Consider the following 21,425-nt stretch of genomic DNA (forward strand, 5'->3'; position numbering starts at 1 on the left):
GCCGACGCCCTCGCCAACATTGCGGACACACCGATCAGCAGGCTGGAGCAATTGCTGCCGTGGAACTGGACACCCAAGACGCTGAGTGCTCAGGCGGCCTGACCTGCGGCCTCCGCCGGATGCTTACCCCAGGGGCTGAAGCTGAATGTCTGCTTTCGATTGGCCTTTGCAGGAATATTCGCCCAGCATTTGCGTTGCTTGGCAAAGTTACGAATGGCATCGGTGTCGTATGCCTTGTCGGCAAGGATCGTCGCGCCGGGCTGCAGGTCGCTCAACAGCTTCTCAGCCATCGGTGCATCGGCGGCTTAGCCAGCGGTGAGTTCCAGCCGAACCGGTCTGCCATCTGCGTCGACAAGAGCATGGATTTTTGTCGTCAGGCCGCCGCGCGAACGTCTCATGCAAGGATCGGCAGAGCCCCCTTTTTAGCGTTGGCACCATGCTGGTGAACCCGGACACAGGAACTGTCGATCATCACGATGTCTCCATCGTAACGCTTTGAACGGCGTCCAGAAGACGATCCCAAACGCCCGCCTTGCGCCAGCGGGAAAACCGATTGTAGAGCGTCGTGCGCGGTCCATAACGCTCCGGCACGTCGCGCCAGGACGATCCGGTTCTGAAGCGCCACAGGATGCCATTGATCACTCCGCGGTCGTCAACACGTTCAATTTCACGGGTATTGGTCGGCAGAAGTGGTGCAATGACGTCCCATTCTTCGTCGCTCAGTTCGTGACGGCGCATGGCAATCTCCTTTCACGGAGATTGAAACACACACAGTCGCCAAGATGACCCCCCTTTATGGGGACACTGCCTAGATGGCCTGTTGAGGTTCCACACCCAGGCGCCTTTTATCAATAAATCGTTTCTAGTCAGCCGTAGGAGAAATGATTAAACCTTGTGAGCTTGCAGTCAACGCACTCCGCTCTATCGTGGTTTAATTCGATCTGCGAAGGTCGATGGTCGTTTTGTAGCCTGCAGGGCCATCAAGGTCGGTCACAAGGCAGTCGGCAGTTCCAGGCTGTTGTCGCAGATCAGTCGTCTCCTCATAGAACGGGCGGATAGGTTGCAGGCTACGCCAGCCTATTTTTTTACCTGTTAAAGCGACTTGGACAAATGTATCCAAGTGTGGATCTTTCAAATTGAGATGAACACCACGGCATTCCGTCAAGGCGGACCCATAAGCAAATATGTCCCAATTGCGCGTAGGCTTGGGCAAATGATGCGAATACGGCGCGGGGTAAAGAACCCCATCAGGGTTGGCTGCTTCGATCGGGCGAGCGATCGCAAAGCCCAGATGAATTGCAAGGAGGAGCATTGCTGTAAGGCGGAATTTTGCTGCGACTTTGAAGATTACAGGCAGTGTCATTAGAACGAAAAGTGCTGGACTTGCCATACCCAGTGCCTTTCCGGCACTCCAGAAGTAACCGTTGAAAAATACGTAGGATGGAATGGCGAAGCAGGCCAACAAGCCAAGGATGATCGGAAGTTTCGTTCTGTTTTTCGCTGCCGCAAGAAAGGCGCAGGACAACAAGCACAGGATGTAAAGGGCTGCAGCGCCCTTCCACAGAAACAATGTGCTCTCATCCAACCCCTTCCACGGCAGAAGATAAGACATTCCGGCCGCTCCCATAAAAAGGTCTATGGGCAAGGACATGTATTGGTAGAAACTGAAAGGCGTCTTCATGACCATGGGAGCGTAGTAATCGACATCGCGCCCGAGAAGTTGGGCATCGTGATAGACGGCCCATTCAAGAAGTGGTTGTTGGGCAAACTTCCCCTGACTGAATAAGAAAGATAGGGTGGCATCGTAGTAAAGTGCTGCAACTCCGGTTGCGAGTATTGCCGGACCCAGGGCCCAGATCGCCGGAAGGATATCCCTCTGCCAGGCGAAATGCGCAAGCGTCGCAACGATACCCGCCACTGCTACAATGCTAACGATTTCGGGGTATATGTAAAATAGGCCCGACAATGACATCCCAAACGCAATCAACAATGAACCGGAAAAATTTCGGCGAGACACGCAGGCACAGCCTAGCGCGAAGGTCATATAGGCTAGCGGCATGCCTGCCATTTGACTCCATGCATTAAGATCCAGAGGATGCTGATAAAGTGGACCCAGTGAAAATATGGCGCCAAGTATAAAAGCGAAAATACCTCGCTTCGGTGCGAGTTGAAGGATCAGGAAAGCAACCGAGCAAGCCATCAACAGCTGAAGAAAAGCCATGTATGGATAATAAGCTTCATTGGCTGTATCAAAGAGAGGCCAATACGAGCTGGCATGTACGATATTCACGCCTGGCCGCATATCAAGAGCGTAGCTGGTGAAGCCGTTCATGTTTCCCTGTGACAACCATTCTCCAACCGGATGCTTGATCTGATCGTAAGTAAACAGGCTGTATGTCGTGGACATCTTCAGATAATTCATCTGGTCCCAGGGATTTACCTGGAGAGAATAGAATTGAGGCCCACCTACCCATTTTGGCGCAATGCCTAGTAAGATCACAGCCATAACCAGCAAGATTGGGGTTGTATTTTTTCGATCAAAAAGTTTGCGAATGTCTTTGAAGGTGCTGATCAGGCAAGTAAGCGCAACTGCAATCGACACCCAGAAACACGCCGTGACGCTGAAGCCATACCTATAAAGCAAGGTAACCATAGTAGCGAGGGTGCCGAATCCGAGTAAAGGAGCTGCATAATGGCGGCCGGTAAGGTCAATGCTTCGAGTAACCACGAAGCCGATGATGAAGCAGGCAGCGAGCAGTCCGGTAATGTATAGGAGATCCAGCACGGTATATCCGTCGAATAAATAAGAGTTTATGATATTGACGCGTCAACGCGCCCATCGTGTAACCCGGTTGTACCAATAGGCGTCGCACAATATAAGCCGAGTCGGCTCGCGGTGGTTGTCATTATTGCGTCCTGCTGAAGCTTGTCATGCCCTGACCCTCTTTACCCGCTGCGTCAGGCATCCCGCGAGCCACGTTGTGGACACGAAAAGCCAAACGATGACAAGTGCAATGGAGACCTGAATAAAAAGCAGCATTCTACCTTGATGCTGAATTTCAACGCTATGCAAGCCTGGTTCCGCAATAAAAACGAGATTCCCATTATACAAGGTCATGACCTTGGCCTGCGCCTGGCCGCGTAGTACTACCTTAGTAAATTTGGAGCTGGCGATATTTGTGATCAACGCGCAAGATTTGTCGCAGCGCACAGTTTGTGGCGCGTTCCATTCTGTAAAGTTGAAATAGATACGATCTCGGTCTTTCAGCGCAGCGTCATCGGCCATCGTGTTGATAAGAGGCATTGAATAAGCGCCAGCGCCGTAGAAAGTCGCTGGATATTGTTCAAAGTTAGATGTCTGCGTCAGGTAATCAGCTTGACGCGCGACTTGGTCTTCCATGGTCATATTGATGTGCGGATAGCCGACATACTGGTCATAAGTGGTTGCGCATTTTTGCATAATGCACAGCATCGAAATAGCGGTACAAACAGCTAAAAATCGAATGTTATAAGATGGTCTACTCTCGTCTTTCGCTCTTAAGGCGACCCCGCAGACCAACAGCATTGCAATGATCAGTGTAAATGTACCAGCAAGCCGATAAATAAACTGAATTGGATGCATGATTTTGGCAACAGGGCTGTCAAGAGCCGTTACCCTAAGCTCGTCGGGTCGTTCTATGTCATATGGAATATCCGGCGGAACGACGCATAATATGAAAAGAACCAGAATAATTAGAAGTGCGGTGATATAATAAATCGCATATTTCTTCCTTGATACATGCAATTTATAGGCGAGGTAGCATGCAGCGATCGCCGACACGATCGGGAAGGGGGCGTCGAGGAAGGGGGTCGAAACGTTTTGCAATCCTTGCGCTATTACGCGTGGATCTGTATAGAATAAGCCGAGCCTACCTCTAAATGAATCAATAGAATAGGGAAAATAAATTAGTATACCGGAAGACTTCATTATGGTGTTTATTGTCAGATCGTCTTTGTATTTTAGCGTCGCGACCACCCAAGGCAGAAGAACCGTGATGACAATTGCAGTTAAAGCTCCCGCATATAAAATCTGCTTTCGGTCTATAACTTTCGCCAGGGCAGGAAATAAAACAACGAGTAACGGTATGCTGAAAAGGGTAAACGTATAGAAAGTTATTGGATGCGAGCCAAGCGATAGTGTCGCCAAGCAGAATCCGAAAACAAGTGCAGATACTCCCAATTTTGTCCGGCTTATGCAGCCATATGCGATGAATGGAATGGCTAGCAGCAGGAATTGGCACGCGAAGAACTCGGTGATCGCGGATCGTGTATAAATGTTTGTCAGTTGATATACAGATGCATTGACGAGCAGAGAGAGAAGTACAGCTGCAGTCAAATTTTGCGTCAACCTAGCAAAAAAAAGGCAATAGGCGACAGCCGGAAGAATGAACAACGCGGCCGCGGTGAAGCGTACTGCATATTCTGCGCCAGTTAGCAGCGCAATCAAAGACATAATGGGGTAAAAGAAAACGCCGTAAAAAATCGGCATTGGTTCCCCAAAATTCTGAATGATATCCATGGTGTTTGGAAACCATCCGTTTTGGGCGAGATACTGCGTATAATAGCCGATGATCCAGACATGGTTTGTCCAGTCAATCGCAAAGGAAGCCCCCCAAAAAAGGGGTGTGACCTGCATGATGATCAAAAAAAATAGGGTTACGGACGCTGCAATGGTAGAGGCAGGGGGCCGCGTTATGCGGCTTGGATATGCTAACCTGTCTGTCGTACCCATACTACCTCTTTATTATGACTCAGATGGATCAGCTTATTCTTCTCATAAGATATGTACTGATTTTATGAAATAAATTGGCTGAGGTGGTGGCAGGCGCCGCGGAACCTATCGTCGGGAATGCATCGCGCATTGTCTCAACAAATTTGCTGTGCATCCTATATTTCTGCATCAGATCAGGTAACGCATCCTGGCCTCCCCATTTTCGGTAAGCATACATTATCTGTTTCGCTTCCGTCATGGTCAAAAAGGGGAAATTCTCTTGAATAACCCGGTATGCCTCGGCCATGATTTCATCCGGATTTGTTGAGGAGAGACCTCCAGTGCCAAAGCGAACAAAAGTCCGCTCGACTTTCAGGCACGGAATGTCCGCCTTGATTGCCCGATGAACCCATTGTGCATCCGCGCAGATGCGATAGTTGAGATCGTAAAATCCGACCTTGTCATAGGTTTCTCGCGACGCAAACATCGAATTATGGCCAAAAGGGATGCCGCTGATCAGTGAGGTCTGACCGTAAGGTTCATCGGCGCGAATGACCCCATCTATCTCGGTCAGGCCTGCAATGATGCCGGATCCTTGCCGCATGTTATCCTTCACGGTAGCAAGTGTTCCTTCGCAATAGACATCATCTGACCCTAGGACGCCAATCATCCTTCCCCGCGACCGCGCGACACCTTTGTTTATGGCGTCATATACACCGCGATCCGGTTCAGAGATTACGTTGATTTTCGCTGTCTTGAAGCTGTGAACTATTGCTAGCGTATTATCAGGTGAGGCGCCATCAATAACAACGATCTCCGTCTCGGCGCCAGATTGTGACAATATCGACTGCAGACACTGGCCGATTACTTTCTCTGATTTGAAAGTCGGAACCACAACCGTGATGTCGAACTCGCTCATACTCATCTCGCCTGATTAAGTGAATTGCGTTGTAATATTGGCCGAGAATATCTGCGCTTTCAGTCGTACCACTTTATCGGCCTACGGTTGATCTGAATATGGCGCGCCAGATATAGAATATGCGGCACTTGAAGCAAAAGCCGCCTTAGGCGGGTGGTATAACGTCTTCGTACCAGTGCCATCTCTTGTTTTCCGACATTAATCGCAGAATGTGTTTTTTGGCTCGCATGGACACGAAATGCGCCTAGGAACTCAGGCAGATGATGGATCTGAGCGCCTGCCGCTTGAAACCGAAGGATGAGATCCCAGTCCATCGCGAACTGGAGGCTCGTGTCTATACCGCCAACTTTGTCCCAGATACGCCGGCGCCAGAAAAGGGTTTCTTGAGGCACATAATCGACGAGATAAGTGACGTTCTCAGCGTGATCTGGCAGTCGCCAATCCCCGACAATGCGATCGTTTTCGTCGATCACCAAGCGATCGCCATAAACAACATCAACTTGTGGATGATCATGGAAGAAATCTGCCACGCGTTGGAGCGTGTTGGGCATCATCAGATCATCTGAATTTAGGTAGCACATTATATCGCCCGATGACCGGCTAAACCCACGTGCTATGGCGTCAGCTTGGCCATGATCCTCTTCATAATATGCTTGGAGACATGTCCAGCCGAACGTCGCGATGATGGTAGCAGTTTCGTCCGTGGAGCAGGCATCTTGGATAATGTACTCTAGGCTCGAATAGTTCTGGCCTACTACGCTGTTTATGGTCGCAGCGATAAAGTGCCCCTGATTGTAAGAGGGGGTGACAACCGAAATCATCGGCTGGTTGTTGCTCGTCTGGGTCGCAGTATGCGCCTCGGGCTGACGGATAAGAGGCCCCTCGTAAAGATGGAAAAGGCCAAGAGAAATCCCAAGCTTTTTCTTGATATAGACAATGATGCGCCGGCGGATGCCAATTTTAGTCATCGGACGAGCCCGGGCCAACCATGGCCAGATAGCAATGGGATGGTATGTCCGACAGCCCATAAAACGGTTGTGCGGTGTACCCGCCGCCATTGCGACCCACTACAGAGAAGCTGAGTGCATTGGTAAGTACGCTATGGCGCGCCGCCGTAGCTTCTAGTTCCAAGGCGGGAATGGAATTGCGCTCCGCATATATTTCGGCTGGAAAGCTGGAGAAACCGAGATCTACGAGATACTCGCCGACTGCGATATCGAGCTTAATGTCGTGAGCGACCCGGATTATGCCATCATTCGCCACAAAATTAGGTACCGCTGAATTCGTTTGGGCTGTGTGACGACCATGGACAATGGTCCCTTTGTCCGTGCGGATCACAAAACCGCCGCAGGGCACACCGATACCAGCCGTCATCCGGTATTCTACGAGGAGCTGCATAGTTTCGCCTTGTCGAAACACATTCTTTGGAACTCCGAATTCGTCTTGGAGACGGGATCGGGTGCATACAGCCTTGCCATCGCCACTCTGCCGTTCCGCATCAACGAGTGAGAAAACGCCATCAGTCGGCCACTGTATTTCTGCAAGAGCGGTGTCGGTTTCGAAGGTCATGGTGGTGGGCACCAAGTTTTCATCATGTTTGCGGCTAAGCTCCGGTGCCGGAACATGCCCCAGTTCGTAATAGCGATTGACCGCTTCGGTTGCATCTCCACAGAACAGTGCCTTGCCGTGATCCAGCAAAAGTGCGCGATCGCAGTAAAAGATGATGTCTTCGGAACTATGTGTGACAAGAATCACCGTTGTTCCGTTGGCTTTCAACTGGTTGAGGCGATCGTAGCATTTTTTGCGAAAAAAGATGTCACCGACGGCCAGCGCTTCATCAATGATGAGGATGTCTGGGTTGATGGCAGTCTGCACCGCGAAGGCCAAGCGGACGAACATGCCGCTCGAATAAGTCATAACAGGTCGGTCGATGAATTCACCGATATCCGCGAATTTTTCGATTTCCGGCATGGCTTGGGTGATTTCTGTCGCCGACAGCCCAAGTATCTGTGCGTTAAGACGCGCATTTTCTCGCCCTGTGAATTCAGGGTTAAAGCCGGCTCCAAGCTCGAGCATGGCACCGACGCGTCCACGCACCTCGATTTGTCCCGAAGTCGGAGGGACGATGCCGGAGATGACCTGAAGCAAGGTTGATTTGCCGCTGCCATTTCGGCCGATAATGCCAAAAAATTCGCCGCGCCGGATTTCAAGATCTAGCGGCTCGAGCGCAGCGAAGCTGGAGTGATTTGACAACCTGAACATGGCGCTGCGAAGTCGAGCGGCACTGCTGTTGTACAAGTTATAGGTTTTCGAAACTGCCCGAGCTTCAATCGCAATTTCAGAGAACATCCGCAAAGCCTATTCTGAGCCGCTGAAAAAATGCATAGCCCGCAAACATGATGAAAAGCGATATAAAACAGTAAGTTATCAGGGAGAAGAAATCGATCGAACCACCAAAAAGCATAGACCGGATTGTTTCCACCGGAATTGTCAAAGGATTTATCGCCATCAGGAATCGGAATTGCTCAGGCACAATCTCTTTCGGATAACATATAGGGGCGGTGAAAAGGATGATGGTGCTCAGGAATGGCATGATCTGATTGACGTCGCGAAAATATACGCCGAGAGCAGCGATGAACCAGCCGATGCCTAAGCACATGCAAAAAAGCGCTGTCATCGGCACAACAATGCCGACTGTAATCGCCGGAAGATAGCTCTGCCAAAAAAGAGTAAGCATTGCGATTAGCGCAAACGCGATGGCAGCCAGTACGAGTGCGCTTAGCACAACGACCACGGGCAGAAGTGCAAGGGGAAAAACGACCTTCTTCACGTAGGATGTGTTCCCAGTGATGACTGCTGGGCAGCGTATTAATGTCTCAGCAAGCACCGCGTATATCGATAGACCAGTGAACAGGATCAAGCCGACTGGCACTGCGTTGTCGGAAAAACTCGCATCATGCCACCGAACTCTCATCACCACTTGGAACACAAATGAATAGACTAGCAGCATGCAAATCGGCTGTAATATCAACCACAGAAAGCTGAACGCCGACTGACGGAAACGCATAGTGATATCGCGATGTACAAGACTGTAAATCAGTCCGCGGTAACGCCCTGCTTGTGCAAGTAAAGTGATCACTGTGCTCTCCTGATCGATGCATACACGTGCATATCAGCTACCTGTTCTTACGTGGTCGACGATACTCAAAAACGTATCAGCAAATACGCGGCGATGGGCCTCGTAGTCGATTTTCACATTTTTGGCTGCGCCACTGCGGAGGCGTCTTTTAAGGGCTTGGGCAAGGTCAGAGGCATCATGTGGATCAAAGAAATCCGCGTTCTGCTGAAGCTGTTCGCGGTGAACGCCGAGATCTGACGCCAGTACGAATTGCGACTTCGACTTTGCTTCTTCTATGACAGTGGACCAGCCTTCGAACAATGACGGCTGCAGCAACGCCAGAGCAGTTTCTATGAGCGCGTATTGGTCCTCTTTACTTATAAAACCAAGAAAACGGATTTGCTGTTCGAGGCCAAGCGCCGCCACACGGGCCTTAAGGTTGTTGACATGTTCAGGGTCACGGCGATCAAGTTCTTTACCGGAAAAGGCTACTGTTACCGCGACACCTTCCTGCGCCAGTTGATGGACTGCGTCGATGACGATTTTGTGGTTCTTATGGATCCAGAACTGGTTGGGGCAGTAAAAGAATGCCTGCGGTATTTCAAGCCGCTGCAGAACCTCGTGCGGATTTTGACTTACTGGCGCTGGTGCGACAGCGAATGGCATGACATGCTTGGTATTTCGAGAACCAGGATAATATCGCTCGAAATCGGCTAGGGCATTCTGACTGCTAAAGAGGATGTGCTCGAAATTATCGATATAATACTGGTGCTGTGCGGCACGGTATTTCAACTCCTCTTCTGAAAACAGATTGGGCAGGGCCCTTTCCTGCAAGTCCGGTATCCAGCATATCGTTCGTGCCCTCTCTTTTGTGTCGATTGGAAAAGGAAAGATCGCGTCGAAAGCGGGCTTGGGTTTCAAAAAAGAGGGTAAAAGTTTCGACATCAGTCTCAGGCGCCTGGAAAGGCCACCGTCGACGCCGTTCATCATAAGCGAAGAAATCCACTTGATCCGTTTGTATCCTGAGGTTTCCACGATGAATTCAAACGAATTCTGGCTATGGCTGAGGATCATCACATCGGGTTGACGATCATCGGCTAGAAGCGACAGCGATGCGACCAAATTGGAAATATAATAGTTGCCGCCGGTCCAACCCTCGTCATAATTGAAAGGAATAATTATCCGTGTTCTTTTTGCCATTGAGCGGTGGTCCTTACTCCGGTTTCGATCGTGGTCTGGATCTTAAACCCAAGACTTTCTAGCGATCCGATGTCCGCTCGCCAACAGTCCGGATCGCCTTCCCTCTTCTGACCCACAAAACTAATTTTCTTGTCTCCGCCTAGGCTATCTGTCAGAAGCGACACAATTTCGCGTACGGAAACAGCGATGCCGCTACCGACATTGATGGCTTCACCAGCAAAGGCTGCGTTTTGAACGATGGTGAGAATCGCCTCACACAAATCGCTGATGTAAATGAAGTCGCGTGTTTCCTCGCCGGTGCCGAACAATTCGATTTCTGGCTGTTGTTTCCATTTCCTAAATGTGTCCCAAAGCAACTGCTTGCGCAGGCCCGGTCCGTAGGTGGAAAAAATCCGCAATGAAACCGTCTTCGTTCCGTAGAGTTTCGTGAACTGGCGGCAAAATTGTTCAGCCGCCAGCTTGTGAAAACCATAGGGAGACAGCGGGTTGAGAGCCGCCGTTTCACTTATGGGCAGAATAGTAGGATTCCCGTAGACCGCCGCACTCGAAAGATGCACGAAACGCGTATTTGGACTTGCGCGATTGATCGCGGAAAGCATCTCGTACACATCGACCGAATTGCGAGAAAAATCATTGAGAGGGTCAGCAAACGAATTTTGTACGTGCGCCGCGCCTGAACAATTGACGCACACATCTGGCTGTTCAGTCTCAAACATCTCGGCGATGTGCCGGGACCGCACAGAGACATCGGCATTTCCGTCGGTGCCAGACAAGTTATAGCAAACAACGGCTCCAAAGCGTTGCGCAGCGGAAGCCAGATGTGAACCGATGAAACCTCGCGAGCCGACGATCAGTATTTTCACGATTATTGCTCCGGCGATTTGAGCGCGATGAACGTGTAGGGTCGCCCTGCAATATCTCTTTCACTCAATGTCTCTATATCCGCAAGTTTGTGAGGCTCGTAATTGATCGGGCTGTCGGCAAACTTCAATGTTTTCGTGAGTTGCAGACCACTTTTTTCGATGAAGTCCTCATATTCATCGACGCGATACGCATTTTCCCCGCCGTAAAATTTTTGAAGTGGGTGACCTGCTAGAAAAAGCTGCTTGTCTTCTTCATCGAATATGACGTGTTCCCGTACGAAAAGGGCCATGCCGCCGGGCTTCAGAAGATTTGCGATATTGTTCAGGGCCAGATAGGGGTCAGCGAAATGGTGCAGCGCCTGACGGCAAAGAACTACATCGTACTTCTCATCGGAAGAGTAGGTCAGAATGTCAGCTTGAGCCCACCGCAAGCGTTCCTTAATCGTCTGATCAATACGCGTTCCCGCTTCCGCCATGGCCACGATCGCCTCGATGCCGCCAATATTGCTGTTTCCCGGCTCGATGGCCATGGCTTGGTGGCCAGCTATTGCAAATGCGGCCGCGCAGACGCCGTTGCCGGCGCCAACGTCAAACAGGTCGACAGGCCTTTGGTAACGAGCGTCAATCAGTGCCGATATTTCGCGGAATTCTTCGGATGCAATGTATTTCTCAAGCGATACGCCGTGGTCCTTGAATATATAGCTTTCTCTTAGTGTCGCATCCATCGCCGGGTCGCCGTGAATGGCAGCTAGCGTTTCTTCCCAATTCCATTTCTGGCGGGGGACATAGGAAATAAAGCGTGCGGGATTGCCACCAACCACCGTAAAGGGTGCAACATCCTTGGTAACGACGGATTTTGCCGCAACCACTGCACCTTCGCCAATTGTTACGCCCTTCATGATACTGACGCCAAAGCCAACCCAAGCCCGGTCTTCAATCCGGACAGGGGCACTGGTTACATTCTGCCAATCTTTGAATATGCCCTGTCTACCGGCCTCTACACCAGCCAGCCAGTCATATGCATCGCCGGCCCTTAGTTCGGGGTCGAGCGGATGAGAATTGTTGTCTACAATTGTGACATCCCAGGAAATGAGAACCTGATTTCCAATATGGATACCGTCAGGCTGTGTGCAAATCATCGTGGTGCCGTGGCCGACCGAGCTGTAGTCGCCAATAGTGACTGTTCCCACGCCGCGTTCGAATACATACACACCACCTACGTGACTATGATTGCCTACAAGAAGGTAATCACGGTCTTCTGGGCTAACTCTGACCTCCACGCGAGTATGCTCTAGCCGTGTGCCAATGCCGACTCGATAATAAGATCGCTGCAGATGACCCGTTGCTATAACCTGCTTGATGTCTCGGCCTGCCGAGTGGAGCTTGCTAGACAGCCTACGCACTATGGTAGCTAAGCGCCGGACAACTGCGTGCCGAATGCGGCGGCGCCCTTCGCGGGAGCCAAGTGACTTCCCGACAATTTTCAGACGATCGGAAGATGGCGATATCGGATTTAGCTCTTCTCCAGCAACAGCCTTACGCGCAAACTCAAGCAAGGACGGATATTCCAATTGCTCTAGCAGAGCCATTTCTTCCACGCGGATATCCTTGCCAAGGTCCGTCATGAACTTTTTGCGAAACGGTTCCGGAACATGAGCCTCATAAAAATTGAGTGGCGATATATAGCCTGCAGTCACATTCGCAAATTCGTTAAATTTACCGAAGCGTTCTAGCAGCTCTATAGAAATGCGACGAATGCTTAAAAAATCGAACGCTTTTCGATCATTTAGCTGCGTGGTTGAGCCTGAGCGCTGAAAGTAAGCGTAAGAGATGGAGGGAGCGATAAAAACATTCTCTGCCACAAGCATCAGATGGATCGCGAAAGGGTGGTCTTCATAAAAAAGACCTTCAGCGAAGACGATTCCTTCTTTTAGGAGCAGATCCCGTCGGCATACCAGCCTCCACGGTGGGGCTGTCCAGCAAGACACGCTCGCAAACAGATTTTGATCCAGAGACGGGCGGCAAATCTGGCCGACGAACTGCTGGTTCACGGTGGAGACCGGTCTGGTTTGTCCATCCTCGGTGACCGTGGCAAAATTCAAGACAACAACGTCAGGCAAGTGTTTGGCTATGATACTGCCTATACGGGCAGTAGCACCGCTGAAAAGCCAGTCGTCACTGTCTACAAACCAGATGTAATCACCTTTGGCGAGCGCGATGCCGGAGTTGCGAGCCGCGCCCTGACCACGGTTTTCTTGATTGACAATTCTGATGACCGGATATCGGGCTGCCAGCCGCTCGGCGGTCGCAAGCGAATCGTCTGTCGATCCGTCATTGATTATGATGATCTCATACGAACTGGCGTTGTTTTCGATGATCGAAGTCACGCATTTTTCAAGAAGATGACCGGTATTATATACCGGCACAATAAAAGAAAAATTCATCTTTGTTTCGCCTCGGATGAGATTTTTGACGATATGTTTGCCGCTTTAACTATCTTTTGTGCAATGGCTGGCCACGAAAACGACGACAACTGATTTGCCGCGCAACCTTGTAGGCGGGGCGTGTGGCTTCATGAAGCGCATTGATTTTTTAACTCCGCCAGATATCAGACTCAGTGACGCATCTTATTTAGAAGCGTTTTGTACCAAACCGCGTAAGGCTGGGCGAGCCACCACTTTAATGGCACGCTCCCGTGATGTCTGCGAACGGTTTCTATGGCCTCTCTATAGTGTCGCTGTCTGAATGTGCTTGTCTTGGTCTCTTCATGAATTCGGTTGACCGCCACGAATTTATCAATGTACGTCAGGGGGGCTATCCGTCTGAAAAGGCGCCACCACAAGTCATAGTCCATTGTCATATGCAGTTTGCCATCTAGTCCATTCACGGCCTCCCACGCACTTCTCCGCATCAAAGTAGCGGGTTGTGAGATAATGCAGCGAACTGCAAGCCTTCGTTCTGAGAATGGCTCGGTCCAAACCGGCGTTTGTTGGCGGGTTCTCTCGATGTAATTCCAGGCTTTGCCGTAAACAGCAGGTGTTTGTGGATTGCTCTTAAGGGCGGCTAACAGGTGTGGGAGTCCATTCGGCAGGAGCCAATCGTCACTGTTCAACCAGCTTACAAACGGCGCTTTGCCGCGGGCAATGCCCTCATTGATTGCCGCAGCCTGCCCCTCATCACGGTGGCTGCGCCAGCCTGCAAGCCGGTGCTCCCATCGCTTTATGACATCGACAGAATTATCCGTGGAACCGCCATCCATAACGAAAACTTCCAAGGGCAAGTTCTGTTCGAATATCGAACGCAGCGCGCAATCGAGAAAGGCTCCCTGATTAAAAGAGGGAACCGCGATGGTCACAATCGGATCGTTCGAGTCAGTTTGCTGCATAACGGGTTCTGAAGTCCGCGTACGACTTCGCGATGCCATCCCTCAGCCCGGTTTTCGCGCTCCAGCCCATCTCACGCATCCGGCTCACATCCAGAAGCTTGCGCGGTGTACCATCGGGCTTTGAACTGTCGTAGGTTATGGTTCCCTCGAAACCAATCACGTCCATGACTGTTTCGGCAAGCTGCCGGATGGTTATGTCCTCACCCGTGCCGACATTCACAAGGCCTTCGTCAAAATCATTTTCCATCAAAAACACGCAAGCTTCTGCCATGTCATCGACATAGAGAAATTCACGCATCGGATTGCCTGATCCCCAAACCACCAAATCAGCATCGCCTCGCTGTTTTGCGTCATGGGCTTTGCGAATGAGCGCAGGCAGGACGTGGCTTTTGTTGAGGTCATAATTATCGCTTGGTCCGTACAGATTTGTCGGCATCGCCGACGCATATCTTCTGCCGTATTGGCGATTATAATTCTCACACAGCTTGATGCCCGCAATCTTGGCAATTGCGTAGGGTTCATTGGTTTGCTCAAGCAAGCCGGTCAAAAGATATTCTTCCTTGATCGGTTGCGGGCAATCGCGAGGGTAAATGCAACTTGAGCCAAGAAACAGCATGCGTTCGACATTTGCCTGATGGGCAGCGTGGACAACATTCGCCTCAATCATGAGATTTTGATAGATGAAGTCCGCCCGCAAGGTGTCGTTTGCGTGAATTCCGCCAACCTTGGCAGCGGCCATGAATATAAAATCAGGTCGCTGTTCCTGGATGAAATCCGTAACCGCTTGCTGGTTGACGAGGTCAAGCTCGGCATGCGTCCGGGTAACGATATTATTGTAGCCTGATTTTTGCAGGCTACGCAGAATGGCGGCACCCACCATCCCGCGGTGTCCTGCCACAAAGATTTTACCATCCTTGTTCATGGCTTACTCATGAAAATCGTAGGCAGAGAAGCCGTGGCGTTTGACGAGTTCATCGCGTTGTGCCGACTTCAGGTCCTCGCGCATCATTTCTTCAACGAGTTCTTCGAAGGTAACCTTTGGAACCCAGCCAAGCTTTTCCTTCGCCTTGGATGGATCGCCGAGCAATGTCTCCACCTCGGTCGGGCGGAAATAGCGAGGGTCGACGGAGACGATGCATTTCCCATCAGCATCGTAGCCCTTTTCATCCACACCCTCACCGCGCCAGTCTATCGCCATATCGATTTCGCGGGCGGCCGCGTTGACAAAGTCGCGAACGCTGTATTGCACACCAGTTGCAATAACAAAGTCTTCCGGCTGTTCTTGCTGCAGCATCAGCCACTGCATCTCGACATAATCCTTGGCATGACCCCAGTCGCGGCGGGCATCGAGATTCCCGAGATAAAGACAATCTTGCAGCCCAAGCTTGATACGGGCAAGAGCGCGAGTGATTTTTCGGGTTACGAATGTCTCGCCGCGGACAGGGCTTTCATGATTAAAAAGAATACCGTTGCAGGCGTAGATTCCATAGGCTTCGCGATAGTTCACCGTAATCCAGTAAGCATAAAGTTTAGCCACCGCATAAGGCGAGCGTGGATAGAAAGGTGTAGTCTCGCGCTGCGGAATTTCCTGGACGAGGCCATAAAGTTCAGAGGTCGACGCTTGGTAAAACCGTGTCTTTTTTTCGAGGCCCAAGATACGGATGGCCTCCAGAATTCTCAACGCGCCCAGCGCATCGGAGTTAGCCGTATATTCCGGCTCCTCAAAAGAAACGGCGACATGAGACTGTGCTGCAAGATTGTAAATTTCGTCAGGCTGAACCTGCTGAATGATCCGAACCAGACTCGAAGAGTCGGTCATGTCGCCATAATGGAGAACCAAATGGCGGTTCTTTTCATGTGGATCTTGATAGAGATGGTCGATTCGGTTGGTATTAAACAGCGAGGCGCGCCGTTTGATGCCGTGAACCTCATAGCCTTTATCGAGAAGAAGTTCAGCCAGATACGAGCCGTCTTGGCCCGTGATACCAGTGATTAGCGCGCGTTTCATACAAAGCCTTCTTGAAGTCATTGTTTTATAGGGTGCCTTTTAACGAGGCCTTAGCGACTTGTAAATGAACCCAAGCAAGGCAGTTGCAACTTATGCCTGCCTGACAGCCAACTGCCTCCAGCGCTGCGCGCGAGTTGCAAGTTTGTCAATTTTAAGCGCGTCGTCACTCTGGCGCACAAGCGACATTGTCTGAGCTATCCGTAAAAGCTGCTCTCGCCGATCGAGACATTACATCCGATGCCTATTGTCAACTCGGGTGCCCCCATGTTGGGTATTGGCCTTGGTGCTTGTGATCTACAGACCTGGGTGCTTATCGGGTTAGCGGGAGCCGCACCTGGAAGTTGCTGCGGTTGTTGGCTCCAGCCGGTGTTTGGGTCAACCCCTATCACATTTGACAATTTTCAGAAAAAACAGTTCACAAAAATTCTAGATGCACTAATATTTCAGTTGAGGCTTCTGCTGAGCAAAACGGGCGTGTCGGTCACTGGAGGGTGACAGGCCAAGCTTATGTCGGCGGAAAAATGGAAACCGGGTGTCAAAACCCGCATGCAATCACCCGGGAGGAGTGGCATGAAGAGTTTCATCGGCAAACGAGCGATAGCCAGTGGTGTATCCCTCGTCGTGCTCATCGTGATCGTGTTTTTCCTGTCGCGGCTGACGGGTGATCCCACCAATCTTTACCTGCCCATCGATGCCACGCAGGAAATGCGTGACCAGTTCCGGCAAATGCACGGGTTCAACGATCCGTTGATCGTGCAGTTCGGCCGTTACGTCATGGATCTGGTGCAGGGCAATTTCGGCAATTCTCTGCGGCAGGCGCGTCCGGCCATGGATGTCGTGCTGGAAGCCTTCACCTGGACGCTCTGGCTGGCGGTCATCACCATGGTGCTCGTCACCATCGCCGCCATCGTCATCGGCTCGCTGGCGGCATTTCGCGTCGGCGGCGTATTCGATCGCATCGCCACCTTCTTTTCACTGATCGGCGCCGCTGCCCCGGATTTCTGGGTGGCGATCGTTGCCATCGTCATCTTTGCGGTCAACCTGCATGTGCTGCCGACCTCCGGCACCGGCAGTGTCTGGCATTGGGTGCTGCCGGTCGGCGTGCTGTTCATCCGTCCCTTCGGCTTGATTTTGCAGGTAGTGCGCGGCTCGATGATCAGTGTGCTCTCCTCGGCTTATGTGAAAACGGCAAGGGCCAAGGGCGTGCAATCCCGCTCGATCATTTTCGTGCATGGTCTGCGCAATGCCATGCTGCCGGTGATCACCGTTATCGGCGATCAGGCCGCCGCCATCCTCAACGGCGCCGTTGTGGTCGAAACCGTCTTCGGTTTTCCGGGCATCGGCAAGCTGATGATCGATTCCATTCTTCTTCGCGATTTCGCCGTCGTGCTGGCCGTCATCATGGTCTCTGCACTGGCGATTTTTATCATGAACCTGTTGATCGACCTTGCTTATGCGCTGCTCGATCCCCGTATCCGGTATTGAGCGATGACGACGATGACAGACACCCAAATCCTCGCCGCGCCGAAAAAATCGAACGGGCCGTTCGCCCGCTGGTTCGCCATGCTGTGGGCCGACAAGTTCGCTTTTTTCGCCGCTCTTTTTCTGCTGATCGTCGTGCTGTGTGCGCTGTTCGGCCCGCTTCTGATGGATGCAATCGCCACCAAGCAGAACCTGCGCGGTCGCAACGCGCCACCGTTCGATATCACCCGCGGCTGGCTTTACGTTCTCGGCGCCGATGCACTCGGGCGGCCGCTGCTGGCCCGCGTGGTCGTTGCCGCGCAAAACACCATGCTGGTGGCGGCCGCTGCCGTGCTCGCTTCGTCGGTCGTCGGCACGGCGCTCGGACTGATTGCCGGTTACAGCCGGGCATCCGCGGCGCAGTGGATCATGCGGCTTGGCGATGTCATCATGTCGTTCCCGTCGCTGCTTCTGGCGGTGATCGTGCTCTACATGCTGGAACCGTCGGTGGCCAATATCGTGCTGGTTCTCGCCATCACCCGCATCCCGATTTACCTGCGCACGACCCGCGCCGAAGTGCTGGAAGTGCGCGAGCGCATGTTCGTGCAGGCCGCCAAGGTGATGGGCGCCTCACATTGGCGAATCGTCTTCTGTCACATCCTGCCGGTCATCTTCCCGACACTGGTGACGATCGCGACGCTCGATTTCGCCTTCGTCATGCTGGCGGAATCCTCGCTCTCGTTTCTGGGCATCGGCATTCAGGCGCCCGAAATCACCTGGGGTCTGATGGTGGCGCAGGGACGGCCTTATCTCACCAATGCGTGGTGGCTGTCCTTTTGGCCGGGTCTGGCGATCATCTTGACCACACTCTCGCTCAATCTTCTGTCCAACTGGCTGCGCATCGCGCTCGATCCGACGCAGCGCTGGCGCCTTGAAATGGGAGGTCGCAAAAATGGCTGAACATCTGCTTGAAGTCCGTGACCTTTCGGTCGAATTCCACACCGCCGCCGGCACTGTGAAGGCCGTGCAGAATGTCAGCTGGCATCTGGATCGCGGCGAAACGCTGGCCATTCTTGGTGAAAGCGGGTCCGGCAAATCCGTGTCGGCTTCGGCGATCATGAACCTGATCGACATGCCGCCCGGAAAAATAACCAGCGGCACCATCCTCTTCAACGGTCGCGACATGCTGAAGATGACGGCGGAGGAGAGGCGGGCGATCAATGGCGCAAAAATCGCCATGATCTTTCAGGATCCGCTCGCCCATCTCAACCCGGTCTATCCGGTTGGCTGGCAGATTGCCGAGATGATGACCACGCATGGCAAACCCGGAGCGGACGCTGCCGCGCGGGCGCTGGAGCTTCTGAAACGCGTCGGCATTCCCGAGCCGGAAGCTGCGATGAAAAAATATCCGTTCCAGTTTTCCGGCGGCCAGCGGCAGCGCCTGATGATCGCCATGGCGATTGCCTGCAAGCCGGACATTCTCATCGCCGACGAACCGACAACGGCACTGGATGTGACCGTGCAGGCGCAGGTTCTGGCGCTGCTGGAGGAGTTGCAGCGCGAGACCGGCATGGGGTTGCTGCTCATCACTCACGATCTCGGCGTCGTTGCCGAAATCGCCGACCGGGTGGTGGTGATGAATTCCGGTCATATCGTCGAGACCGGCAATGCCGCCGAGGTTTATCGCAACCCGCAACATGCCTACACCAAGAAGCTGATCGATGCCGCGCCCGGCAAGGGCGATATGCCGGCCGAGCGTGACCGGCAGGGCGAACCGCTTCTGAAGGCGGTTGGGCTGAAAAAGACCTATGGCGCTTTCCATGCCCTGAAGGGCGTGAATTTTTCGATCATGCCCGGCGAAACTGTCGCCGTGGTGGGCGAAAGCGGCTCTGGAAAATCGACCCTGGCGCGCGCGATCGTGCGGCTTGACGATCCGCAGGAGGGTCAGGTTTTTTACCGCGGCAACGATCTTCTGGCGATGTCACCCAGGGAGATCTTTGGGCTGCGCCGTGATCTGCAGATGGTGTTTCAGGATCCGACGCAATCGCTCAATCCGCGCATGAGCGTGTTCCGGCTGATCTCCGAGGCCTGGGTCATTCACCCCGACATCCTGCCCAAGGCAAAATGGAAGGAGCGGGTGGCCGAGCTTCTGGTCAAGGTGGGGCTGAAACCGGATATGGCGGAGCGTTATCCGCATCAGTTTTCCGGCGGCCAGCGCCAGCGTATCGCCATTGCCCGCGCGCTTGCCATGGAACCGAAACTGATCGTCTGCGACGAGGCGGTCTCGGCGCTCGATGTTTCCATTCAGGCGCAGGTGATTGCGCTTCTGGACGGCTTGCGCCGCGAGTTCGGCCTGTCCTATCTTTTCATCGCGCACGACCTGCCGGTGGTTCGCGACTTCGCCGATCGGGTCATCGTCATGAAGGCGGGCGAGATCGTCGAGGAAGGCACCGTCCGGCAGATTTTTGATGCGCCGCGCCATCCCTATACGCAGGCGCTGCTGGCCGCGAGCCTCGATCCAGACCCCGAGGTTCAGGCCGCCCGCCGCAGCGCCCGTCTCAGCAATGAAGGATTAGTCCCCGCATGAAACCCGATGTTCTTGTCGCCTATCCCCTCCGCAGCCAACAGATGGCCATGCTGGCGGAACGCTACACGCTGCACCGTCTGGATCTCGCCAAGGGCGAGGAGCGCGAGGCTGTCTTTGCTAAGGCCAGTCCTGTCTGCACTGCGATGGTGGTGAATGGCCATGTCACGGTGGATGAGGCATTTCTGTCGAAACTGCCGGCGCTGAAACTCGCCTCCTGTTCGTCTGCCGGTTATGACCAGATGGATGTCGATGCCATGACCCGGCGCGGCATCATGCTCACCAACACGTCGGAAGTGCTGCTGAACGATGTTGCCGACATGGCGCTGCTGCTGATGCTGGCGGCGCGGCGGCGACTACCGCAGGGGGATACCTATGTGCGGTCCGGTGAATGGGGCAAAAAGGGCATGATGCCGCTCACCACCTCCACTTTCGGCAAGAAGGCCGGTATTGTCGGGCTGGGTCAGATCGGCCTTGCCATTGCCAGGCGCTGCGAGGCGGTGGGCCTGACGATCGGTTATCACACCCGCAGCCCGAAACCGGGCAATGATTACACCTATTTCGACGATCCGGTAAAACTGGCGGAATGGGCGGATGTGCTGATCGCGGCAACACCGGGCGGCCCGGCAACCGAAGGCCTGATTTCGGCGGATGTGCTGGATGCGCTCGGCCCATCCGGCAGTTTCGTGAACATTGCCCGTGGCACGGTGGTGGATGAACCGGCCCTGATTAAGGCGCTGGAAGAGGAGCGCATCGCCTCTGCCGGTCTCGATGTCTATCTCAACGAACCGAACCCCGATCCGCGTTTCGCAAAGCTCGATAATGTCGTGCTTTACCCGCACCATGCCAGCGGCACGGAAGAAACGCGTGAACGGATGGCACAGCTGGCTGTCGATAATCTGGATGCGTTTTTTGCGGGCAGGCCTTTGCTGACGCCGGTGAATTGATAGGTGGCGGCATCGACCCTTCTCCCCGTTCTACGGGGAGAAGGTGCCGGCAGGCGGATGAGGGGCAGATGCCTTATAGTCGACGTCTGTGGCTGCCCCTCATCCCCTCGCTGTCGCTCCGGACCTTCTCCCCGCAAGCGGAGAGAAGAGGCAATCGGCACCGTCTCGTGTGCCATGTTGGATGAGCGTC

16 protein-coding genes and 3 pseudogenes are annotated in these 21,425 nt (G+C 53.0%); 4 read left to right on the forward strand and 15 right to left on the reverse strand.

The genetic code is table 11. The features are described from left to right. Positions 1-128: 128 nt before the first annotated feature. From ACRQ1B_RS23495 to gmd, 15 genes and pseudogenes are all read right to left on the reverse strand, one after another. Positions 129-744, reverse strand: a pseudogene (locus tag ACRQ1B_RS23495) (IS5 family transposase); the annotation flags it as partial. A 187-nt stretch (positions 745-931) separates the two neighbouring features. Next, the gene (locus ACRQ1B_RS23500) at positions 932-2,785 is read right to left on the reverse strand and encodes a hypothetical protein (RefSeq protein WP_432296562.1); all 1,854 of its coding nucleotides are present in this window, start codon (positions 2,783-2,785) and stop codon (positions 932-934) included. 144 nt (positions 2,786-2,929) lie between these two features. Next, positions 2,930-4,771 (reverse strand): hypothetical protein, encoded by a 1,842-nt coding sequence (locus ACRQ1B_RS23505; protein WP_432296563.1) that lies wholly within the window; start codon positions 4,769-4,771, stop codon positions 2,930-2,932. Positions 4,772-4,799: 28 nt separating this feature from the next. Further along, positions 4,800-5,669 carry a glycosyltransferase gene (locus ACRQ1B_RS23510; protein ID WP_432296564.1) on the reverse strand — a complete coding sequence of 290 codons (870 nt, stop codon included), beginning with the start codon at positions 5,667-5,669 and terminating at the stop codon, positions 4,800-4,802. 59 nt (positions 5,670-5,728) lie between these two features. Next, positions 5,729-6,637, reverse strand: a complete 909-nt coding sequence (locus ACRQ1B_RS23515; RefSeq protein ID WP_432296565.1) for a glycosyltransferase family 2 protein — start codon at positions 6,635-6,637, stop codon at positions 5,729-5,731. Further along, a complete protein-coding gene (locus ACRQ1B_RS23520; protein WP_432296566.1) occupies positions 6,630-8,018 on the reverse strand; it encodes an ABC transporter ATP-binding protein in 1,389 nt (462 codons plus the stop codon). Before ACRQ1B_RS23520 ends, ACRQ1B_RS23515 begins: the two co-directional genes overlap by 8 nt. Beyond that, a complete protein-coding gene (locus tag ACRQ1B_RS23525) occupies positions 8,008-8,808 on the reverse strand; it encodes an ABC transporter permease (RefSeq protein WP_432296567.1) in 801 nt (266 codons plus the stop codon). The genes ACRQ1B_RS23520 and ACRQ1B_RS23525 overlap by 11 nt, the downstream gene beginning before the upstream one ends. Positions 8,809-8,841: 33 nt before the next feature. Then, positions 8,842-9,987, reverse strand: coding sequence for a glycosyltransferase family 4 protein (locus ACRQ1B_RS23530; RefSeq protein WP_432296568.1), 1,146 nt, complete (start codon positions 9,985-9,987; stop codon positions 8,842-8,844). After that, a complete protein-coding gene (locus tag ACRQ1B_RS23535; protein WP_432296569.1) occupies positions 9,966-10,850 on the reverse strand; it encodes an NAD-dependent epimerase/dehydratase family protein in 885 nt (294 codons plus the stop codon). The genes ACRQ1B_RS23530 and ACRQ1B_RS23535 overlap by 22 nt, the downstream gene beginning before the upstream one ends. A gap of 2 nt (positions 10,851-10,852) precedes the next feature. Next, positions 10,853-11,575 carry a class I SAM-dependent methyltransferase gene (locus ACRQ1B_RS23540; protein WP_432296797.1) on the reverse strand — a complete coding sequence of 241 codons (723 nt, stop codon included), beginning with the start codon at positions 11,573-11,575 and terminating at the stop codon, positions 10,853-10,855. A 66-nt stretch (positions 11,576-11,641) separates the two neighbouring features. Then, positions 11,642-11,965: pseudogene (locus tag ACRQ1B_RS23545) on the reverse strand (acyltransferase); the annotation flags it as partial. A 951-nt stretch (positions 11,966-12,916) separates the two neighbouring features. Further along, a pseudogene (locus ACRQ1B_RS23550) lies at positions 12,917-13,294 on the reverse strand (glycosyltransferase family 2 protein); the annotation flags it as partial. Between the two features lie 170 nt (positions 13,295-13,464). Continuing rightward, positions 13,465-14,235, reverse strand: a complete 771-nt coding sequence (locus ACRQ1B_RS23555; RefSeq protein WP_432296570.1) for a glycosyltransferase family 2 protein — start codon at positions 14,233-14,235, stop codon at positions 13,465-13,467. After that, complete coding sequence (gene fcl, locus ACRQ1B_RS23560; protein WP_432296571.1) at positions 14,222-15,157, reverse strand: GDP-L-fucose synthase; 936 nt, start codon at positions 15,155-15,157, stop codon at positions 14,222-14,224. Before fcl ends, ACRQ1B_RS23555 begins: the two co-directional genes overlap by 14 nt. A 3-nt stretch (positions 15,158-15,160) precedes the next feature. Then, entirely contained in the window at positions 15,161-16,243 is a 1,083-nt protein-coding gene (gene gmd, locus ACRQ1B_RS23565) for a GDP-mannose 4,6-dehydratase (RefSeq protein WP_432296572.1), read from the reverse strand. 570 nt (positions 16,244-16,813) lie between these two features. On the opposite strand from gmd, the gene ACRQ1B_RS23570 reads away from it, so the two are divergent. From ACRQ1B_RS23570 to ACRQ1B_RS23585, 4 genes are read left to right on the forward strand one after another with little or no spacing between them, the layout of a single operon-like run. Then, the gene (locus tag ACRQ1B_RS23570) at positions 16,814-17,728 is read left to right on the forward strand and encodes an ABC transporter permease (protein WP_112728581.1); all 915 of its coding nucleotides are present in this window, start codon (positions 16,814-16,816) and stop codon (positions 17,726-17,728) included. 12 nt (positions 17,729-17,740) lie between these two features. After that, complete coding sequence (locus ACRQ1B_RS23575) at positions 17,741-18,664, forward strand: ABC transporter permease (protein WP_432296573.1); 924 nt, start codon at positions 17,741-17,743, stop codon at positions 18,662-18,664. Continuing rightward, positions 18,657-20,291, forward strand: coding sequence for an ABC transporter ATP-binding protein (locus ACRQ1B_RS23580; protein WP_432296574.1), 1,635 nt, complete (start codon positions 18,657-18,659; stop codon positions 20,289-20,291). The genes ACRQ1B_RS23575 and ACRQ1B_RS23580 overlap by 8 nt, the downstream gene beginning before the upstream one ends. Next, positions 20,288-21,235 carry a 2-hydroxyacid dehydrogenase gene (locus ACRQ1B_RS23585; RefSeq protein WP_432296575.1) on the forward strand — a complete coding sequence of 316 codons (948 nt, stop codon included), beginning with the start codon at positions 20,288-20,290 and terminating at the stop codon, positions 21,233-21,235. Before ACRQ1B_RS23580 ends, ACRQ1B_RS23585 begins: the two co-directional genes overlap by 4 nt. The last annotated feature ends 190 nt before the right edge of the window (positions 21,236-21,425 follow it).

This window comes from Endobacterium panacihumi, from assembly GCF_050847465.1.
GTDB lineage: Bacteria > Pseudomonadota > Alphaproteobacteria > Rhizobiales > Rhizobiaceae > Neorhizobium > Neorhizobium panacihumi.